We start from the raw sequence: 3,092 nt of genomic DNA on the forward strand, positions 1-3,092 counted from the left end.
TTGAGCATCCACATTATCATCTCCATACACAATCAATTCTATTATACTAAGATTTCATGTGAAATGAAAAAATAGCGTCTTCCTTATGAAGGATGAAAAGTATTGATTCAGCGATTTCGTTCAACAATTCAGCGCAAATGTTCTTCAATTCAGCGAATCTAATTTTTATTCAGCGATTTCGACCAGGAATTCAGCGTTTTTTTAAATATTTCAGCGCTTTAATATTTAAGCAAAATTTTCCATTGACATTTTTCTTTTTTATGTGACAATTAATATCATAAAATGAATATTTTCCTTTAAATTAGTCCTGTGAGGCTAACAAGGTGAACGTCGGATACGTATGTCTTTCATGATGTACGTCTATACTATACGTATGTGATATACACCTTGTTATCAAGGTGTTTTTTTATTGTTCACATGAAGGAGAATAAAAAGGAGAAAAAATAGATGGCAAAATATGATGAGATTCAAGTTCATGAACGACCACCATTACAGCAGAGCGTACCACTAGGAATTCAACATTTATTTGCTATGTTTGGTTCAACAGTATTAGTTCCAATCCTTTTTGGTGTAAACCCTGCAATCATTTTACTTATGAACGGGATAGGAACAATCCTATATTTATTCATTACAAAAGGAAAAATCCCTGCTTATTTAGGATCCAGTTTTGCATTTATTTCGCCAGTACTCGTTGTACTTGGGAAATATAATGGCGAAGAAGGTTTCAGCTATGCTTTAGGCGGATTTTTAATGGTTGGGATCGTTTTAACTTTCGTTGGTATCATTATTAAATTTATTGGTACAAGTTGGATCGATGTTTTGTTTCCACCGGCTGCAATGGGAGCAATCGTTGCGGTTATTGGACTTGAACTCGTTCCTGTTGCAGCAGAGATGGCTGGTTGGATTGCACCTGCTGATGCCGGCACCAATTGGACGATGGATTCAACAGCTGCACTTGTCGCTCTATTGACGTTATTAATTACGATTGTATTTTGGGTAACGATGCGTGGATTTTTAAAAATCATTCCAATTTTATTAGGAATAATTTCCGGATATATTATTGCCTACTTTTTCGGACTGCTTCAATTAGACCTTGTTGAGGAAGCTACATGGATAACGATGCCAGAACTTTATACGATGAAATTTGATTGGTCGGCAATTTTTATCATCTTGCCTGCCGCACTCGTGTTAATTCCTGAACATATCGGTCATTTGTTTGTAACTGGTAATATTGTAGGTAAAGATTTAACGAAGGATCCTGGATTAGACCGTTCCTTTATCGGTAATGGGGTGTCAACGATTATCTCAAGCTTTTTCGGTTCTACACCGAACACTACTTATGGAGAAAATATCGGTGTACTTGCGATTACACGTGTTTACTCTACTTGGGTCATCGGTATGGCTGCAGTGATGGCGATCATCTTATCATTCTTCGGAAAACTTGCAGCACTTATTCAATCGATCCCAACACCAGTTATGGGTGGAATTTCCTTACTTCTTTTCGGAATTATTGCGGCAAGTGGAATCCGAATGCTCGTTGAATCAAAAATTGACTATTCGAAATCCCAAAACTTAATTTTAACCTCTGTTGTTCTAGTTATTGGTATTAGCGGCGCGTCAATCAATATTGGTAAAGTAGCATTAACCGGAATGGGGCTTGCAACTGTTGTTGCAATTATTCTCGGATTATTCTTTAAAATACTAGAAATACTAAAGCTATCGAATGAATAATTTTCAAAATTGAGATAGTTTTTCCAGTATATATCGATTATAATATTTTGAAAAGGAGGGCTTACGAGATGAAAGAAAAAGTTGAAAGTGGTCTCTTTGGTGAATTTGGCGGCAGCTATGTCCCAGAAGATTTACAAACCGTTTTAGAAGGACTAGCCGAGGCGTTCGAAACATATAAAGATGACCCCGAGTTTCAAGAAGAGTTTCGATATTATTTAAGAGAATATGTAGGTAGAGACAATCCATTAACTTTTGCACAAAACTTAACCCAAAAAATCGGTGGTGCAAAAATTTATTTAAAGCGTGAAGATTTAAACCATACAGGTGCACATAAAATCAATAATGCGATTGGGCAAATTTTACTTGCCAAGCGAATGGGGGCAACTCGTGTTATTGCTGAAACTGGCGCTGGTCAACATGGTGTTGCAACGGCTACAGCATGTGCGATGTTTAATATCCCCTGTACTATTTATATGGGAAAACATGATACCGAAAGACAAGCCTTAAATGTGTTTCGTATGGAATTGCTAGGAGCTACAGTTGTACCAGTAGAAGCTGGACAAGGCAGACTTAAAGATGCGGTGGATGCGGCACTTGGCGATTTAATTGAAAACTATCAAACTACTTTTTATTTACTCGGCTCTGCTGTAGGGCCACACCCTTATCCGACAATGGTAAAACATTTTCAATCGATAATTAGCGAAGAATCTAAGCAACAGATTTTAGAAAAAGAAGGAAAACTTCCGACAGCAATAGTAGCTTGTGTTGGTGGTGGAAGCAATGCAATTGGGGCATTCGCTCATTATATCGAAGATGAAAATGTACGCTTAATTGGTGTGGAGCCGAAAGAAGCTGCATCCATTACTGAAGGAGTTCCTGCTGTCATTCATGGATTTAAATGTCTCACTCTCCTGGATGAAGACGGTGAACCAGCACCGACCCACTCGATTGCAGCGGGGCTAGATTATCCTGGCATCGGACCTGAACATAGTTATTTAAAAACGAATGGCCGTGCAGAATATGTAACCATTACCGGAGACGAAGCTTTAGAGGCCTTTAAGGAATTGTCGCAAGTAGAAGGAATTATCCCGGCACTTGAAAGTTCCCATGCAATTGCTCATACAATAAAACTTGCAAAAGAACTTACAAAAGATGACGTTATAATTGTTAATTTATCAGGTCGCGGGGATAAGGACGTTGACCAAGTGTTTCAAATGGAAAAATTTTAAGATATTCTGGCGGGATGGTTACTTCTTTTCAAAAACATCTCGCCAGTCTTTTTATGTATAAAATTAATCCCAAATCTGATCTAATCGTGGTGCATAGAATTCAATTGCTTTTTGATAACTTAAAATTTCACT

General features: G+C 37.6%; 2 protein-coding genes. Both read left to right on the forward strand.

The window, feature by feature from the left end; translation table 11 throughout:
* The first annotated feature begins 447 nt into the window (after positions 1 to 447).
* Entirely contained in the window at positions 448 to 1,731 is a 1,284-nt protein-coding gene (uraA, locus tag ACPYKA_RS20075) for a uracil permease (protein WP_479543960.1), read from the forward strand.
* A gap of 68 nt (positions 1,732 to 1,799) precedes the next feature.
* Positions 1,800 to 2,960 carry a tryptophan synthase subunit beta gene (gene trpB, locus ACPYKA_RS20080; protein WP_479543961.1) on the forward strand — a complete coding sequence of 387 codons (1,161 nt, stop codon included), beginning with the start codon at positions 1,800 to 1,802 and terminating at the stop codon, positions 2,958 to 2,960.
* Positions 2,961 to 3,092 lie beyond the last annotated feature (132 nt).

The organism is Pseudogracilibacillus amylolyticus (SeqCode) (assembly GCF_051918545.1).
Taxonomy (GTDB): domain Bacteria; phylum Bacillota; class Bacilli; order Bacillales; family Amphibacillaceae; genus Pseudogracilibacillus.